Annotated in this window: 15 protein-coding genes; 8 read left to right on the plus strand and 7 right to left on the minus strand. The window is 65.3% G+C overall.

What is annotated here, in order from left to right; genetic code table 11:
* Window positions 1–9: 9 nt before the first annotated feature.
* Genes B5X78_RS04955 through B5X78_RS04965 form a run of 3 tightly spaced genes read left to right on the plus strand, consistent with a single transcriptional unit; the run spans window position 10 to window position 2,831 of the window.
* Window positions 10–576 carry an RNA polymerase sigma factor gene (locus tag B5X78_RS04955; protein WP_079723339.1) on the plus strand — a complete coding sequence of 189 codons (567 nt, stop codon included), beginning with the start codon at window positions 10–12 and terminating at the stop codon, window positions 574–576.
* Entirely contained in the window at window positions 569–1,423 is an 855-nt protein-coding gene (locus B5X78_RS04960; protein WP_079723340.1) for a hypothetical protein, read from the plus strand. Before B5X78_RS04955 ends, B5X78_RS04960 begins: the two co-directional genes overlap by 8 nt.
* A gap of 37 nt (window positions 1,424–1,460) precedes the next feature.
* A complete protein-coding gene (locus B5X78_RS04965; RefSeq protein ID WP_079723341.1) occupies window positions 1,461–2,831 on the plus strand; it encodes a PDZ domain-containing protein in 1,371 nt (456 codons plus the stop codon).
* 72 nt (window positions 2,832–2,903) lie between these two features.
* Here the strand turns inward: B5X78_RS04965 and B5X78_RS04970 are convergent, their stop codons facing one another.
* The 7 genes from B5X78_RS04970 to B5X78_RS05000 form a co-directional block, all read right to left on the minus strand.
* On the minus strand, window positions 2,904–3,845 hold the full coding sequence (locus B5X78_RS04970; protein ID WP_176140831.1) for a DUF6607 family protein: 942 nt from the start codon (window positions 3,843–3,845) through the stop codon (window positions 2,904–2,906).
* A gap of 35 nt (window positions 3,846–3,880) precedes the next feature.
* Window positions 3,881–4,516 (minus strand): hypothetical protein, encoded by a 636-nt coding sequence (locus B5X78_RS04975; protein ID WP_079723342.1) that lies wholly within the window; start codon window positions 4,514–4,516, stop codon window positions 3,881–3,883.
* Window positions 4,517–4,518: 2 nt separating this feature from the next.
* Window positions 4,519–6,744 (minus strand): TonB-dependent hemoglobin/transferrin/lactoferrin family receptor, encoded by a 2,226-nt coding sequence (locus B5X78_RS04980; RefSeq protein WP_079723343.1) that lies wholly within the window; start codon window positions 6,742–6,744, stop codon window positions 4,519–4,521.
* 170 nt (window positions 6,745–6,914) lie between these two features.
* Window positions 6,915–7,115 (minus strand): hemin uptake protein HemP, encoded by a 201-nt coding sequence (gene hemP, locus B5X78_RS04985; protein WP_079723344.1) that lies wholly within the window; start codon window positions 7,113–7,115, stop codon window positions 6,915–6,917.
* A gap of 271 nt (window positions 7,116–7,386) precedes the next feature.
* Entirely contained in the window at window positions 7,387–8,145 is a 759-nt protein-coding gene (locus tag B5X78_RS04990; protein ID WP_079723345.1) for an ABC transporter permease, read from the minus strand.
* Window positions 8,142–9,059, minus strand: coding sequence for an ABC transporter ATP-binding protein (locus B5X78_RS04995; RefSeq protein ID WP_079723346.1), 918 nt, complete (start codon window positions 9,057–9,059; stop codon window positions 8,142–8,144). The genes B5X78_RS04990 and B5X78_RS04995 overlap by 4 nt, the downstream gene beginning before the upstream one ends.
* Window positions 9,060–9,197: 138 nt before the next feature.
* The gene (locus tag B5X78_RS05000; protein ID WP_079723347.1) at window positions 9,198–10,169 is read right to left on the minus strand and encodes an aldo/keto reductase; all 972 of its coding nucleotides are present in this window, start codon (window positions 10,167–10,169) and stop codon (window positions 9,198–9,200) included.
* Between the two features lie 261 nt (window positions 10,170–10,430).
* Between B5X78_RS05000 and B5X78_RS05005 the strand changes: the two genes are divergently transcribed.
* The 5 genes from B5X78_RS05005 (at window position 10,431) to B5X78_RS05025 (ending at window position 15,364) form a co-directional block, all read left to right on the plus strand.
* Window positions 10,431–11,003, plus strand: a complete 573-nt coding sequence (locus B5X78_RS05005; protein ID WP_217698637.1) for a TMEM165/GDT1 family protein — start codon at window positions 10,431–10,433, stop codon at window positions 11,001–11,003.
* A gap of 84 nt (window positions 11,004–11,087) precedes the next feature.
* A complete protein-coding gene (locus B5X78_RS05010; protein ID WP_079724427.1) occupies window positions 11,088–12,386 on the plus strand; it encodes a NupC/NupG family nucleoside CNT transporter in 1,299 nt (432 codons plus the stop codon).
* Between the two features lie 81 nt (window positions 12,387–12,467).
* Window positions 12,468–13,433, plus strand: a complete 966-nt coding sequence (locus B5X78_RS05015; protein ID WP_079723348.1) for a ribokinase — start codon at window positions 12,468–12,470, stop codon at window positions 13,431–13,433.
* 57 nt (window positions 13,434–13,490) lie between these two features.
* On the plus strand, window positions 13,491–14,504 hold the full coding sequence (gene dusB, locus B5X78_RS05020; protein WP_079723349.1) for a tRNA dihydrouridine synthase DusB: 1,014 nt from the start codon (window positions 13,491–13,493) through the stop codon (window positions 14,502–14,504).
* Window positions 14,505–14,539: 35 nt separating this feature from the next.
* Window positions 14,540–15,364, plus strand: coding sequence for a class I SAM-dependent methyltransferase (locus tag B5X78_RS05025; RefSeq protein ID WP_139381410.1), 825 nt, complete (start codon window positions 14,540–14,542; stop codon window positions 15,362–15,364).
* Window positions 15,365–15,390: the final 26 nt, after the last annotated feature.

Raw genomic sequence — 15,390 nt, forward strand, 5'->3', positions numbered from 1 at the left:
AAGGGATGTATGCCACCCGTATCCAGCTTTGCCATCGATGTGCCGGACACCCTCCTGACCCGCGCCCGCGCGGGGCGGCAGGACGCGTTCGAGCAGATCTACCGCTGGTTCGAGCGGCCGGTGTTCACCCTGGCTCTGCGCATCTGCGGCGACCGCGAAGAAGCCTCGGACGTGGTGCAGGACACCATGTTGAAGTTGTTCCACCATATCGGCGAATTTCGCGGTGGCAGTCCTTTCTGGGGTTGGCTGCGGCAAATCGCCGTCAACGAAGCGCTGATGCGCCTGCGCCGCAACCGTCGCTTCGACATGGAAATCGCCATGGACGAAGACGATCTACCGCAGGACCACGGCAGTCTGCCGCCCGCCGCCGCTGACGCCGCGCTGCTGCAGCGCGCCCTGTCCGCGTTGCCGGCCGCCACGCGCAGCGTAATCTGGCTGTATCACGCCGAAGGCTACACGCACGAGGAAATCGCGCGGCTGATGCAACGCACCCCCAGTTTTTCCAAATCCCAGCTCGCCCGCGGCACCCGCCGCCTGCGCACGCTGCTGCAAATCGAGGAACCTTCCCATGCCTGATGCACATCTACCCGAGGTCGCCTCCGCGCCGGAGGAAGATTGGGGTCGGGCGCTGGCCGCGCTGCCCCTGGAATCGCCGCCCGAAGGCGGTTGGAATCGCGTTGCCGCGCATTTGCCGCGTCGCCGTTCGCCTGCCCGCCTGTGGGTGCCGGCCGCGCTGGCGGCATCGCTGGCGCTGCTGCTGGTTGCGCCGTGGAAGACCCAGCAGCAGGCGCCGTCCGCACCGGATGTCGTGGCCAGCCAACCGCCCACGACGAACGTGGCGCCGCCACCGTCGATGACGCCGCCGCCCGCTGTCCAACCTGCCACGACAGCCTCGGTTATCGCCGCGACCGAGCCGGCCACTCAACCTGTTGCACCGGTCAGCAAGGATCGGTCCGCACCAACTGCCGGCGAATCCGCGCACGCGCCCAGCACCGACCCATCACTGGCCAGCATTCAACTGGCTGCGACCGTTTCAGCCGACGCCACATCCATGGATAAGGAAGGCGCAATTCCCGCAGGAGCGGACGCCAACCCGCCAACGGCTGTCGCGAGCCAGCAACCAACATCACCTTCGCAAGAGGATCTGTATGCCGAATCGGCAAGGCTGGAAGCACTGCTTTCGCAGATTCGCGATGACCGCGTGTCCAGCGGTACGGCGATGGCGCTCAGTGCCGAGTTGCACGACCGCATAAGCGGCGTTGACGCCGCGCTGTCACAACCGGACCTGGATGCCGGCCAGCGCCTTGCCTTGTGGCGCGAGCGCGTGGCCACCCTGCAACGCCTGACCGGCGTGGAAAGTACCCAACGCTGGATGGCGGCCAACGGTTATCGCGCCGACGGCCAGGTCGCCCAGATCTATTGATTCCCTGACGCACCCCATTGTTCATCACGAGGTCTGCATGAAACGCCGCATCCGCCAACTGAGCATTGCCGCCCTGGCGCTGGCCACCGGGCTGGTTTTCGCCTCGCAGGCCCAGGACGACGCTGCCAGCGCCGCCAAACGCAAGGAGCTGGATTCGGCGCGCGCCGAGTTGCAACGCGCCGCCAAGCGCGTGGCCGATCTTTCACGCGACGAGGAAATCGCCTCGATGCGCAAGCGCATCGAGCTCAAACCGATGCTCGGCGTGCTGCTGGCCCCTGACCCGCAAGTCGGTGTGCGCATCACCGGCGTCACCCCCGACGGTGGCGCCGCCCGCGCCGGGCTGCGTGCCGGCGACCAGCTGATCAAGATCGATGACAAGGCCATCGCCGGACAGAACCCCGAACAGCGCCTGGCCAGTGCGCGCGCGCGCTTGGGCGAAATCCAGGCCGGCAAGCCGGTCTCGGTGGTCTATCGGCGTGGTCCGCAGGAAACGAAAGTCGGCATCGAGCCGCAACCCGGACGACCGGTGATGGTGTTCACCGATGACGGCGCAGGTCCGGGCGCGCGGCAGACCCGGATAGTCATGTCCCCTGACGGCAACAATGTCGAAACCGTCAACGATGTCGGCGCGGACTTCGGATTCGACTACAACTTCGACTTCAACTTCGACGACATGGATTTCAATTCCGCCGAGTTGGCCATCACCCCGGAAATCCAGCGCGAACTGATGCGCGTGCGCGAACTGTCCGACTGCGATGGCGAAGACTGCGTGGCGCTGCCGCGCCTGGCCGAGGCCTTCCGCTGGAACGGGCTCAACCTGTCCTCGATTGACCCGCAGCTGGGCCGCTATTTCGGCACCGACAGCGGGGTGCTGGTCCTGTCCACCGGCGAAGACCTGGCCAACCTGCAAGCGGGCGATGTGATCAAGCGCGTCGACGGCAAACCGGTCAACACGCCCCGCGAGGTGATGGAATCGCTGCGCGGGCGGCCTGCCGACAGCAGCGTCAAAGTGGAGTACCTGCGCGATCGCAAGACAGCCAGCGCGATGGTGAAGATTCCCCGCGCCATGCCGCTGCGGATTCCGGTGCCGCCCGCGCCGCCGGCGCCGCCCGCAGCCCCTGCCGCACCTGCTGCACCTCCGGCCGCGATGGCGGCGCCGCCCGCACCGCCTGCCCTCGCTCCCAAGGCGATACCAGCACCGCCTGCAGCTCCCTCGGCGCCCAGTTGGGTGCAGCACGGCAAGCAGGTTGTCATCGTGGACAAGGATGGCAAGCGCTACGAATACAGCCATGGCGCCGCGCCTGCAGCGCCAGCGCCACCGGCTCCGCCTGCCGCTGCCCCGAAGGCGCCGAAAGCGCCTTCCGCGCCACCGCCACCGCCGCCACCTGCTTCGGGCATCCCCGTGTGATCACCGACATCGCAACACGCAGCGGTCGGCCCGGATCGTCCGGACCGACCGCTGCATTCCCCTGAAACCCGGCTATTTCGCGGCGGTTGCCTGCGCCGGTGCCGGCGCCGGCACGACCCACTTGGCGAACACCGCATCGATATCCGCATCGGCCACCGTCTTGCCTTCTTCCAGTGACCCGGCCTGGGTGAACAGCGGAATGATCATCGCCATGCCGTCGATCTTGGTTTTCAGGTGCACGCCCGTGTCGTGGCTGAGAAAGCGATCCCAGCGCGAGCGGACTTTCGCCCAATAACCCCGGGTCGCTTCCCAATAGGCGTAGGCCGGCTTGAAGTTGGTCTCGGTCGTCTTCTGGTAGTCGTTGAAACCGAATTCGCGCGCGAGCGCCACCTGTGTGCCGTCCGGCTTGCGCAATACCTTGGTGTTGAACTGTTCGTGGGTCCAGCCGCCGGGCGTCAGCGTGTGCCGGTTGATCACCGACATGGCGTTGTAATCGCTGCGCTGGGTGTACTCGCGGCGCGGCAGCGGTCGCCAGCTCAGATCGCTGGTCCAGGTGGCGTTGCCTTCGCGGTAGTCCCAGCGTCCGGTGCCGCAGTAGCGCGGAGCGTCGCTGACTTCGTAGACGCACTGGGTCCATGCATGGCGGGTCACGTCCGCGGGAATCTGCCGGCGCGTCCAGGTTTGATCGGCAGTGAACTCGAAGCGTTGCGGCGCCTCGTAGGTCCAGTCCTGTCGCCAATGCTTGGTGACGTGACCGGACTTCGGATCGACCAGGATGTGCTGCAGCACGATACGGGTGGGCGTGTCTTCCACCACGATGACCGTCTCGTCACCCCCGCTGCGCATCGCCGCATGCCGCTCGTAGCCGGGCTGCAGCAACACGGTTTCATCAAAGGCGAAATCAACCAGGTACTCGCCTTGCATCGCCAGGATGGATTGGTGATCGCGCGTCCGGTCTGCGCTGCCCGCATCCTGCGCGGCAGCCTGTCCGGCCAGCACGCCCAGGGCCAACATCAGGGTTGGGCGAAGCATCGGGTTCATACGTTTCCTCATTCGGGTCGTTGGTTCCAGGGAATGACGGCGTCCGCATAGGCAGCGCCGCTGAATATCACGGGTTCGCGGGAAGCGGCTTTTGCACAGCAGCATTCATCGGCCAGGGCCTCGCCTTCGGCGCTTTCGGCGCGGGCGATTTCTCGCGCGGTGGACGCCCCCAGATGTGAGAGCGACGCCAGGCTGGCAGCCAACACATCACGCCCGTCATCGCGACGCACCGCATGCAGGTGCAGCACCGCCGCCCTCCACTGTTCACCACGCAGGCGACCGGCAAGGCGTCGCCACAAGCGCTCACCCACGCCCGCGCAAACTTCGCCTCCCTGCTCTTTCGGAAGTCCTGCCAGCAGCCGGTCCCAGGCCAGGAAGTCACTGTCCGGCAGCAGATAGACCTGCCAGCAACAGCGGCCCTGGCCATCGAAAAAGTGCAGGGCCTCGCGCAATCCATCGCTGTCCAGCCCCGCATGCACGGCAACGCGCGTTGCACGCGCCCAACCGCCCAACTCGCTTCCATGGTCGGCGCGGTAAAGACAAAGCACGGCGCCCAGTTCGGCCAGTTGCCGGGGCATGGGCAACGCGCCTGCCGACTGGATGTCGGTCAATTCCCAGCTCGTCGGCAGCGCGCGCAGGCTCATGGCTACCAGCTCACGGCCAGGCTGGCGGACACCGTGCGACCTGGGGCGGTGTAACGATCCAGTGTTCGGCTGGTGGTCAACGGCACGACGGCCAGGTTGCCGGCCTCGAAGTAGCGACGGTCACCCAGATTGAGGACACCGAAGTTCAGCTTCGCGCCCGCTGCGAAATCCCAGTGCGCGTAGAGGTCGAGCACGCCGTAGCCGGGCGCCTGGTACACATTCGCTGCACTGGATTCGTCTTTCTGGCTGACAAACCGACCCACCAGCTCGGCGCCCCACTGCTCACGGTCATAGGCAACACCCAACGTCGCCGTCAGGGGGTCCACGCTATCCAGCCAGGTGTCGTTGGTCTCGTCCTTGCCGCGCGACCACGCCGCTGCAGCCTGCAGCGACCAGCCAGCCAGGGCATCGGACAAGATGCCCAGCTCGACGCCTCCCTTGAACTCGGCGCCATAGATCTTGGCCTCGTCAATGTTGCGCGACTGATACACCATCAGGCCTTCGGCATTGAAGCCGACAAAACCGGTCGACTCGATGAAGTCCTTGTACTTGTTCCCATACACCGTCAGCCCGGCATACACCGCGTCGGTGGAATAGCGCAGCCCCAGTTCGATACCGTCACTGGTTTCCGGCTTGAGGTCCGGGTTGGCGATCGCGGTGTACCCAAACTGCACGTTGGTGAAGCCGATGTTGACGTCGTTGTAGGGCGGTGAACGGAAGCCCCGTGCGTAGCTGCCGAACAGCGACCAGTCGTCGTTGAAGTGCCACACCACACCGAACTTCGGCGAGACGCTGGTTTCGTTCAAATCGGACACCGCAACGCCCGGATTGTCTTCGGCAAAGATGTTGTCGAGTTCCGGATTGAGCCGGTAGTGGTCTACGCGCACACCGGGTACCAGCCGGAGGCGTCCGTCCACCAGGCTTATCTCGTCCTGTACGTACAGGGCGGCCACCGTGGTCTTGCTGATCGGAAAATCGCGCACCGGGAAGTTGTCCGGCGCCATCACCGGCGTCTCGACGCCGGTCAACGGGAAGGTCCGCAGGCCGTCGCGCTTCTGCTGGGTCTCGGTCCAGGAAACGTCCAGACCGTAGGACAGATCATGCTGGGCGTTGCCGGTCATGAACGATTTGCGCAGGTTGGCCTGCAGGCCATACATGCGCTGGTCGAAGTCAAACTCGCGCTCGCGTATGTCGCGCAAGGTCGGCGGCGGCAGCGTCCTCTCTTCCCGGGTGTACTGGGTCGTCTGGCTATCCTGGCGATACAGCTGCCAGTCCAGATGATCGGCCCAGGCTGCCTCCATGTTGTCCCAGGTGTGCGCAAGCGAGACACGCGCGCGGCTCTGGTGATCCCTGGCCGTGACAGAGGTGTTGTTCGCCCCCGTCAACGCCTGCAGGCCCTGCGACGTGAGCAGATTCGTGTCTGCATCATCTTCGTTGCCTTCCACCGTCAGGGTGAATCGCTGATCCTGCTGTGGCGCGTAGACAAGTTTGGTCAGCAGGCTTCGGCCATCGCGCTCCTGTGGATTTGGCTTGGTGCGCAGCGAACCGGTACCACCCACTTCGGCCATGTTCTCGGTTTCCTGCCCCTGACGGTGGCCCGCCACGACCATGCCGCTCCAGCGCTCGCCTCCAAACGCGGCAGTCGCGCCACCAAACAAGCCGTTCCAGCTGCCGTCGTAGCCCAGCTTGAGGCCGAAGTAGCTGCCCTTTCCATCCGACAGGTAGTCGGAGGGATCCTTGGTGATGAAAGACACCACGCCGCCCAGTGCGTCGGATCCATACAAGGAGCTGGAAGGACCGCGGACGATCTCTACCTGCTTCAACGTATCGAGATCGACGAAATTGCGGTTGGCATTGGAGAAGCTGCCGATTGAGAAGGAGTCCGAGACGGCAATGCCGTCAACCTGGACACGTACCCGATTGCCACCCAGGCCGCGGATGCGGATGTCGCCAATGCCGAAGCGTCCGAAACTGGAGGTCACCGAGATACCTGGTTCGTACAGCACCAGTTCTCTCAGGTCCCTGACCAGGCGGTCATCCAGTTGCTCGCGATCGATGACGCTGACCGTATTCGGGACATCGGAGATCACACGTTCGCCACGCGTGGCGGTGACCTGCACGCGATCAAACTCATTCGGGGAACTGGCGGCGTCCATCGGCGTTTCCGCCCGCGCCAAACTGGCACAGGCAAGCCAAAGAGCGGCCGTGAGCGGGGGGGTACGCATCATCGGTGCAGCTTTCCTTAGTTTCGGTGGTGAAACCCAGAAGGCTGGCGGCCGGTGGAGAGAGGACCGATGGCTGGCGCCCAGGCGAGAGTGGTCACCGCCGCTGCGGCCCGCCCCGAGGGAGAGGGAACGTGGCGCAGCCGCGACGGCAGTGTGCTTGGAAGGTGCGAGCTTTACTTGGTGAGAATCAGCTTGTCGTTGCTGGTATGGCGCAGGCGATACACCTTGTCGCCGTGGCGGATCAGGATTTCGCGCTGCCCTTTGAGCAGGGATTCGCTGTCCAGCGTGTCGTCACCGAACAATGTTTGCGGCGGCAGACGTTCGCGCATCGGCATGGGTTCGACAATCGGCAGAGAGGTCACGTTGGCGGTCATCTGGGAAGCTCCGGGGAGGAACGATTCAGATGATAATGATTCTCATTCGGTAGTCAACAGGCAATTGGGGGTCTTCCCGAATGCCGGATCCAGGCGCTAGGGAATGCCGGGCTGAATGTTGAATCGGCAGGTGCGTGCCGGAGGCCTTCGCTGGGACCGGACAAGAAGGTGGCCACCATCGCAGTGACCGAGTGGGGCTGGACGGTGCGGGTTCTCGCGAAGGAACGGGCGACCGATACAGCGGACAACCCTAGAGATGTGCGGCTGTCGATCAGTCGGCGTCGCGACGCAGGAAATCCGTAAGACCAAGCATTAGGAAGACGAGCCCGCCAGCAAGTCCCGCCATGACCGCCACGCCCATTTTCTGTCCTTCTCCAGCCAGAACTTGCATGGGCATCGACCAAGGGTACCAGTGCCCGAACCGTGCAGACTGGGCGATCAGGAAGCCGGCGACGGTAGCCGTCATGCCACTGGCGACCGCCACGGTGAAACTGCTCCAGCGAATGGAAATCCACGTATGCAGACTGATCATGAAAACGCTGGCGGCGAAGATTGCGGCGCCCCGAGACATCAGGAAATTCCATGGCGCGGGCCCCGACACGCCGAGCGGGTTGTGCAGTTGAACCATCACCGCGCCACCCAGAGGTATCAGCAACATCAGGACACCTGTTGCAAGAAAGACGAGCGCCAGCAATACCAGCCACTTGGCCAGGTAGTGCGCGCCGCGCGGGAACGGCAGCGCCAACAGATGCTTCCATTGCCGTTCGCTGTGCTCCAGTCCGGCCAGGAGCGCGGATTGCAGGGTGATGTACAGCGGCAACATCAGAAACGCCCAGAGCACGAGCACGGCTTGGGCAAAGCGCTGCCAGGCCTGCGCACCGTCCTGCATGGGCGCTGCATTTCCGCTGAGCAGCAATTGCAGCACACAAAGGCAAACTACGAGCGCCGGCGCAATGAAGCTCAGGCGCCACGCCAGGGTACCGCGGACCTTGACCTGTTCTGCCGCCAGGGCGCGCAGCACATGCTTCATGCTGCCTGTTCCAATTCGTCCGGCGCTTCGGTCAGGGCGAAGAACAGGGATTCCAGCGAAGCCACTTCCCTCGCCAGATGCGAAACGCCGATGCGCTGGCAGACGAGCAGTCGATTGATGTCCTGCTCGTTGCGCCCGCCCAACTGGACTTTCAGGCCTTCGGCATCGATTTCGCTCACCCTTTCACCGGCCTGGGCCAAGGTGTAGGCGGCCTGCACGGGATCGTCGCAGCGAATCTGCAGCTTCGGTCGCGCGCGCGCCCGCAGTTCCTCGAGCGTCCCCTGGAAGCGCAACTGTCCGGCTTGCAACACGCCGACGTGATGCGCGATGACTTCGACCTCACTCAGAAGATGGCTGGAAACGAAGATCGTGACGCCTTGGGTGGCCAGGTCACGCAGCAGACGACGCATGTCGAGAATGCCAGCAGGGTCGAGCCCGTTGGTGGGCTCATCCAGTATCAGCAGACGCGGCGCCGGCAGCAGACTGAGCGCCAACGCCAATCGTTGGCGCATGCCCAGGGAATACTCGCGCACCCGGCGCTCGCCGGCCTCGCGCAAGCCCACCTGTTCCAGCACTTCATCGATGCGCGTGGCGGGCAAGGCCAGCAGACGTCGTGTCACCTCCAGGTTCTGACGCCCGCTGAGATGCTGATAAAGCGAAGGTGATTCCACCAGTGCGCCCACGCGCGCAAGCGGCTCGCGTTGGTTCCGCGAAAGTGGCGCGCCGAACAGGCGTACCTGACCGGCGTCGGGCCGCAGCAAATCCAGCAGCATGCGGACGGTGGTGGTCTTGCCCGCGCCGTTGGGGCCGAGGAACCCGTAGACGCAGCCCACGGGCACGTTCAGGCAAAGCGAACGGACGCCGAAACCCCCCGGAAAACGCTTGCACAGATCGGTGGTCTGGATGGCATACATCGAGGCGGACTGCGCGTCAGGGGAGTGCGCAGTATCCGCAGGCTATGCAGCGGCTCTCCCCTGCCGGGAGTCACGCCGTGCCATCAGTCATGCAGACCAAACGCCTGATGTCAGTGGTCACCCGGCGGCAGGAAACGACTAGTCCGCAGCCGCACTCAAACGTTCCCACACGGCGTCGTCGTAGCGCTTGGCCAGGTTGATGGCGGTGAGATTTTCCAGCAATTGCGCAACGCGACTGGCGCCGGTGATCACGGTGGAGACAAACGGGTTGCGCAGACACCAGGCGATCGCCAGGGGCGCGGGCGCTTCGCCCAGTTCGGCGGCGATGGCGCTGAAGCGGCGTGCGCGCTCCAGCTTGCGATCCGTCGCCTGGCCCAGAATCATCTTCTGCAGGTCTTCATTGCCTTCATATCCCAGCCGCGAGTCGGCGCCGATGCCCTGGTTGTACTTGCCGCTCAACAGGCCGGAGGCAAGCGGCGACCAGGTGGTCGTGCCCAGGCCCAACTCGCTGTAAAGCGGCGCGTACTCCAGTTCGACGCGTTGTCGCCGCAACAGGTTGTACTGCGGCTGCTCCATGCTCGGCCCATGCAGGTGATGTTGCGCGGCGATGCGCGCGGCTTCGCGGATCTGCGCGGCCGGCCATTCGGACGTGCCCCAGTACAACACCTTGCCCTGGCGGATCAGGGCATCCATGGCCCAGACCGTTTCTTCGATGGGCGTTTCCGGATCGGGCCGGTGGCAAAACAGCAGGTCCAGATAATCCACTTGCAGGCGCGCCATTGCGGCATGGCAGCCTTCTGTCACGTGCTTGCGGGAAAGGCCGCGCTGGGTCGGCCGTGGTTCGCGCGCCGAGCCGAAGAACAGCTTGCTGGACACACAGTAGCCATCGCGCGGCAGGCGCAGCTGACGCAGGGCCTGGCCCATTACCTCTTCGGCCGCGCCATGTGCGTAGTTCTCCGCGTTGTCGAAGAAATTGATGCCATGGTCCCAGGCCGCGGCCAGCAATTCGCGGGCACCGTCGGCGCCGATGCGTTCGCCGAAGTTCACCCAGGCGCCAAACGACAGCGCCGACAGCTGCAGACCGGTGGAGCCAAGGCGACGGTAGTACATGGCGTGGGGTTCCCTTGCGTCCAAATGAGAAGAGTTTACGCATGGAGCCTGTGAGTCCACTTACAATGCGCGCACTTACCTCCGGGGAGTAGCCCACCCGCTCTGCGGGTACCGCGCATCAACACACTTGGCGGCACGCCATGGTGCGCGGGCCCGAAGCATCGCTTCGGCCGGGCAAGACCGAAGGCAAGCGGACGCAACCCGGGCCGGGCTGCGTGCGTTTGCCTTCGCGTCCAGCGAAGCCCGGCCCCGGAGTATTTGATGTTGTCGTTGCAAGCCCTGCTGGTGTCCACCGGCACCGTCGCCGTTGCCGAGATCGGCGACAAGACCCAGCTGCTAGCCCTCTTGTTGGCCGCCCGCTACCGCAAGCCCTGGCCAATCGCCGGCGGCATTCTCGCGGCCACCCTGGTCAACCACGCCCTGTCTGCCTGGCTCGGTGCCGAACTGAGCAATTGGCTCTCCCCCGATGTCATGCGCTGGCTGGTGGCGGCGAGCTTCCTGGCCGTTGCCTTGTGGACGCTGAAGCCGGATACGCTGGATGAAGACAGCGAGAAGCTGCCCGCCTACGGCGCTTTCGTGGCCACCACCCTGGCCTTTTTCCTGGCCGAGATCGGTGACAAGACCCAAGTGGCGACGGTGCTGCTCGGCACCCGCTACGAGCCCCTGTGGCAGGTCATCGTCGGCACCACCCTGGGCATGCTGCTGGCCAACTTGCCGGTGGTGTGGCTGGGCCACCGTTTTGCCGACCGCCTGCCGCTGAAGCTGGCGCGCACGGTGGCGGCGCTGGTGTTCCTGGTGCTGGCGGCGTGGGTGGCGGTGTTCGGGGTTGGCTGAACGCCCCGCCTGGCGGGCAGGTCCGGTTTCCGGGCCTGCTAGACTGCCGGCCTTTGAATGAATGCACAGGTGTTGGGGGAACGCATGGCGGAAGCTCTGGGGCGGATCGGCTTCGGCCTGTTTGGTTTGGCGGTACTGATTGGTATCGCCTGGCTGTTTTCCAACAATCGCCGTTCGATCGACTGGCGCCTGGTGGCCACCGGCGTGCTGCTGCAGATTGGCTTTGCCGCCATCGTCCTGCTGGTGCCCGGCGGGCGCGACGTCTTCGACGCGCTGGGTCGTGGCTTCGTCAAGGTCCTGAGCTTCGTCAATGAAGGCTCGAACTTCATCTTCGGCGGGCTGATGGACACCACCAAGGTGGGCTTCATCTTTGCCTTCCAGGTGCTGCCGACGATCATCTTCTTCTCGGCGCTGATGGGCGTGCTGTATCACTTGGGCGTGATGCAGGCGATCGTGCGCGCCATGGCCTGGGCGATCACCAAGGTCATGCGGGTTTCCGGCGCCGAGACCACCAGCGTCTGCGCCAGTGTCTTCATCGGCCAGACCGAAGCGCCGCTGACCGTGCGTCCCTACATCCCCAAGATGACCGAGTCCGAACTGATCACCATGATGATCGGCGGCATGGCCCATATTGCCGGCGGCGTGCTGGCCGCGTACGTCGGCATGCTCGGCGGCAGCGACCCGGTCCAGCAGGCGTTCTACGCCAAGCATCTGTTGGCGGCTTCGATCATGGCCGCGCCCGCGACCCTGGTGGTTGCCAAGCTGCTGATTCCCGAAACCGGCACCCCGCTTACCCGCGGCACGGTCAAGATGGAAGTGGAACGGACCACCAGCAATGTCATTGACGCGGCGGCGGCCGGAGCCGGCGACGGCCTGCGCCTGGCGTTGAACATCGGCGCCATGTTGCTGGCCTTCATCGCCTTGATCGCCCTGCTCAATGCGCCGCTGACCTGGTTTGGCGAAGTGACCGGCCTGGCGACCGCTCTGGGCAAGCCGACCAGCCTGTCGACCCTGCTCGGCTATGTGCTGGCGCCGATTGCCTGGGTCATCGGCACGCCGTGGGCCGATGCAACTACCGTCGGTGGCCTGATTGGCCAGAAGGTGGTGATCAACGAGTTCGTGGCGTATACCGAACTGGCCAAGATCGTGAACGGTCAGGTGCCGGGCATGAACCTGAGTGGCGAAGGCCGGCTGATCGCGACGTATGCCCTGTGCGGCTTCGCCAACTTCAGCTCGATCGCCATCCAGATTGGCGGCATCGGCGGCCTGGCCCCGGAACGCCGTGCCGACCTGGCCCGGTTTGGCCTGCGTGCCGTGTTGGGTGGCTCCATCGCCACCTTCATGACCGCCACGATTGCCGGTGTGCTCACCCACTTCGGCTGATTCGGCGAGACATCGTTTCCCCTGCCCGCCCGGGAGCATCTCCGGGCGGCGTGTTCGACCCTTCAGAGAAAGCGCACAACCATGGCTACCGTCACCCTCGTCGGCTCCTTCAACGTCGATCACGTCTGGCGCTGCGAACAGCTGCCCGCCGCTGGCGCGACCATTGCCGGCCGCTACGACACCGGTCCGGGCGGCAAGGGCTTCAACCAGGCGGTCGCCGCTGCGCGGGCGGGCGCGCAGGTGCGCTTTCTGTGCGCGTTGGGTGATGACGCCGGCGGCGCGCTGGCGCGCGGTCTGGCGCAGGCCGAGGGCATCGATCTGCGCGTCCAGCTTGGCGACGAACCCACCGGCACGGCCGGCATCTATGTCGACGCCATGGGTCGCAACAGCATCGTGATCGGCGCTGGTGCCAATGGCCTGCTGGCCAGCGAGTTCATCGCCGTCCAAGGCGAGGCCGTGCAGACGGCCAAGGTGTTGCTGGTGCAACTGGAATCACCGGCGGAAACCGTATTGGCCAGCCTGAAACTGGCGCGCGAGAACGGCGTGCTGACTGTGTTGAATCCCGCACCGGCCAATGCGCACACCTATGCCGAACTGCTGGATCAGGCTGATCTGCTGACACCGAATGAAACCGAGTTCTCCGCCCTGCTCGCCCGCCATGTCGGCGAGCGCGTGGAGCCCGATGACGTGGCCGCGCTCGATGGCCAGCGCCTGCACGCGCTCTGCCGCGAAGTGCATCCCAAGGGCACGGTGGTGATCACCCTGGGTGCTACCGGCGTGTTCGTCTCGCATGCCGATGATCAGCATCGCGGCGATGGCAAGGCGTTCTATCGCCATCCCGCCGAGTCCGTCACCGCGGTGGACACCACCGGTGCAGGCGATGCTTTCAACGGCGCCCTGGTCGCCTCTCTGGCGCACGCCCCCCAAGCGGCGTTTGCCGAACATGTGCGCTACGCCAACCGCTATGCCGCGCTGTCGACCGAGCGAGCCGGCGCCGCCCTGGCCATGCCGTCGCAGGCCGACGTGCTGGCGCGTTTCGGCGAATAATCCCGCCGGACGCGCGCCCGGTTTGGCCTGCGCGGCGCGGCGGCGGATAATGGCCGCATGTCGCCCCCTCCCTTCCAGATAGGCTCCCACCGCATCGAGGTGCCGGTGATCCTCGCGCCGATGGCCGGGGTGACCGACAAACCGTTCCGGCAGCTGTGCAAGCGCCTGGGCGCGGGCCTGGCCGTGTCGGAAATGACGATCAGCGACGCCCGCTTCTGGCATACCGACAAATCGCGCCATCGCATGGATCACGTCGGCGAGCCGGCTCCTGTCAGCGTGCAGATTGCCGGCACCGAGCCGCAGCAGTTGGCCGAGGCAGCGCGCTACAACGTGGACCACGGCGCGCAGATCATCGACATCAACATGGGCTGCCCGGCCAAGAAGGTCTGCAATGCCTGGGCCGGGTCGGCCTTGATGCGTGACGAGCCGCTGGTGGCGCGCATTCTGGAAGCGGTGGTCGGCGCAGTGGACGTGCCGGTGACGCTGAAGATCCGCACCGGCTGGGACTGCGACCATCGCAATGGCCCGATGATTGCGCGTATCGCGCAGGAAAGCGGCATCGCGGCACTGGCCGTGCATGGCCGCACCCGCGATCAGCAGTACACCGGCACCGCCGAGTACGAGACCATCGCCGCGATCAAGTCGCAGCTGCACATCCCGGTATTCGCCAACGGCGACGTCGATTCGCCGGCCAAGGCCGAGGCCGTGCTCAAGGCCACCGGCGCCGATGCGGTGATGATTGGCCGCGCGGCGCAGGGCCGGCCGTGGATTTTCCGTGAGGTGGCGCACTACCTGGCCACCGGCGAACACTTGCCGCCGCCCAGCGTGGGCGAAGTCCGTGATCTGCTGCTGGGCCACCTGCTGGCCCTGCACGCCTTCTACGGTGAGCATCAGGGCGTGCGCATCGCGCGCAAGCACCTGGGCTGGTACGCCAAGGACCGCCCGGACAATGCCGGCTTCCGCGCGGTGGTCAATCGCGCCGAGACCGCCGAAACACAGCTGTCACTGACCCGCGATTACTTTGACGCGCTGATGGCCGGCGTCGATCCCGAGCTGCCCGCCGCCGCGTAGTTGTCCTGTGTCCTGGCTTTCCTTTGGAGCCTGTCATGAGTCAATCGCCCTCGCCCGCCTATGTCCATGGCTTCTCCCCGGTGGAGCAGGCGCGCCTGATGAAACAGGCGCGGCTGGCCGAATCCACCGTGTTCTCGCGCATCGATTACACCGGCGCGCGGCGCCTGCTGGAAGTCGGCAGCGGGGTGGGCGCGCAGACCGAGATCCTGCTGCGCCGCTTCCCGGATCTGCATGTCACCTGCGTGGACCTCAATGCCGCGCAGATCGCCGCAGCACGCGAGAACCTGGCGCGCCTGCCCTGGTGTGCCGATCGTTATGTGATCCAGCAGGCCGACGCGACCCAGCTGCCGTTTTCGCCGCGCGAGTTCGATGCCGCCTTCCTGTGCTGGATCCTGGAACACGTGCCTTCACCGGAACGCGTGCTGGGCGAGGTCCGCCGCGTGCTGTCGCCGGGCTCGCCGGTGTACATCACCGAGGTGATGAATTCCTCGTTCCTGCTCGATCCCTACTCGCCCAATGTCTGGCGTTACTGGATGGCCTTCAACGACTTCCAGTACGACAACGGCGGTGATCCCTTCATCGGCGCCAAGCTGGGCAATTTGCTGCTGGCCGGTGGCTATCGCGATGTGCAGACCGAAGTGAAGACCTTCTACTTCGACAATCGCGAGCCGGCCCGGCGCAAGACCATGATCGCGTTCTGGGAAGAATTGATCCTCTCGGCCTCCGACCAGTTGCTTGAAGCCGGACGGGTGACCCAGGACGTGGTGGACGGCGTGCGCCGCGAGATGCGCGACGTGCAGGACAATCCGGACGCCGTGTTCTTCTACGCCTTCATCCAGGCCAGCGCGACGGTGTACTGAGCGCGGCTGCCGGGCAAGGCTGCCGG

It is taken from the genome of Pseudoxanthomonas indica (assembly GCF_900167565.1).
In the GTDB taxonomy this organism is placed as follows: domain Bacteria; phylum Pseudomonadota; class Gammaproteobacteria; order Xanthomonadales; family Xanthomonadaceae; genus Pseudoxanthomonas_A; species Pseudoxanthomonas_A indica.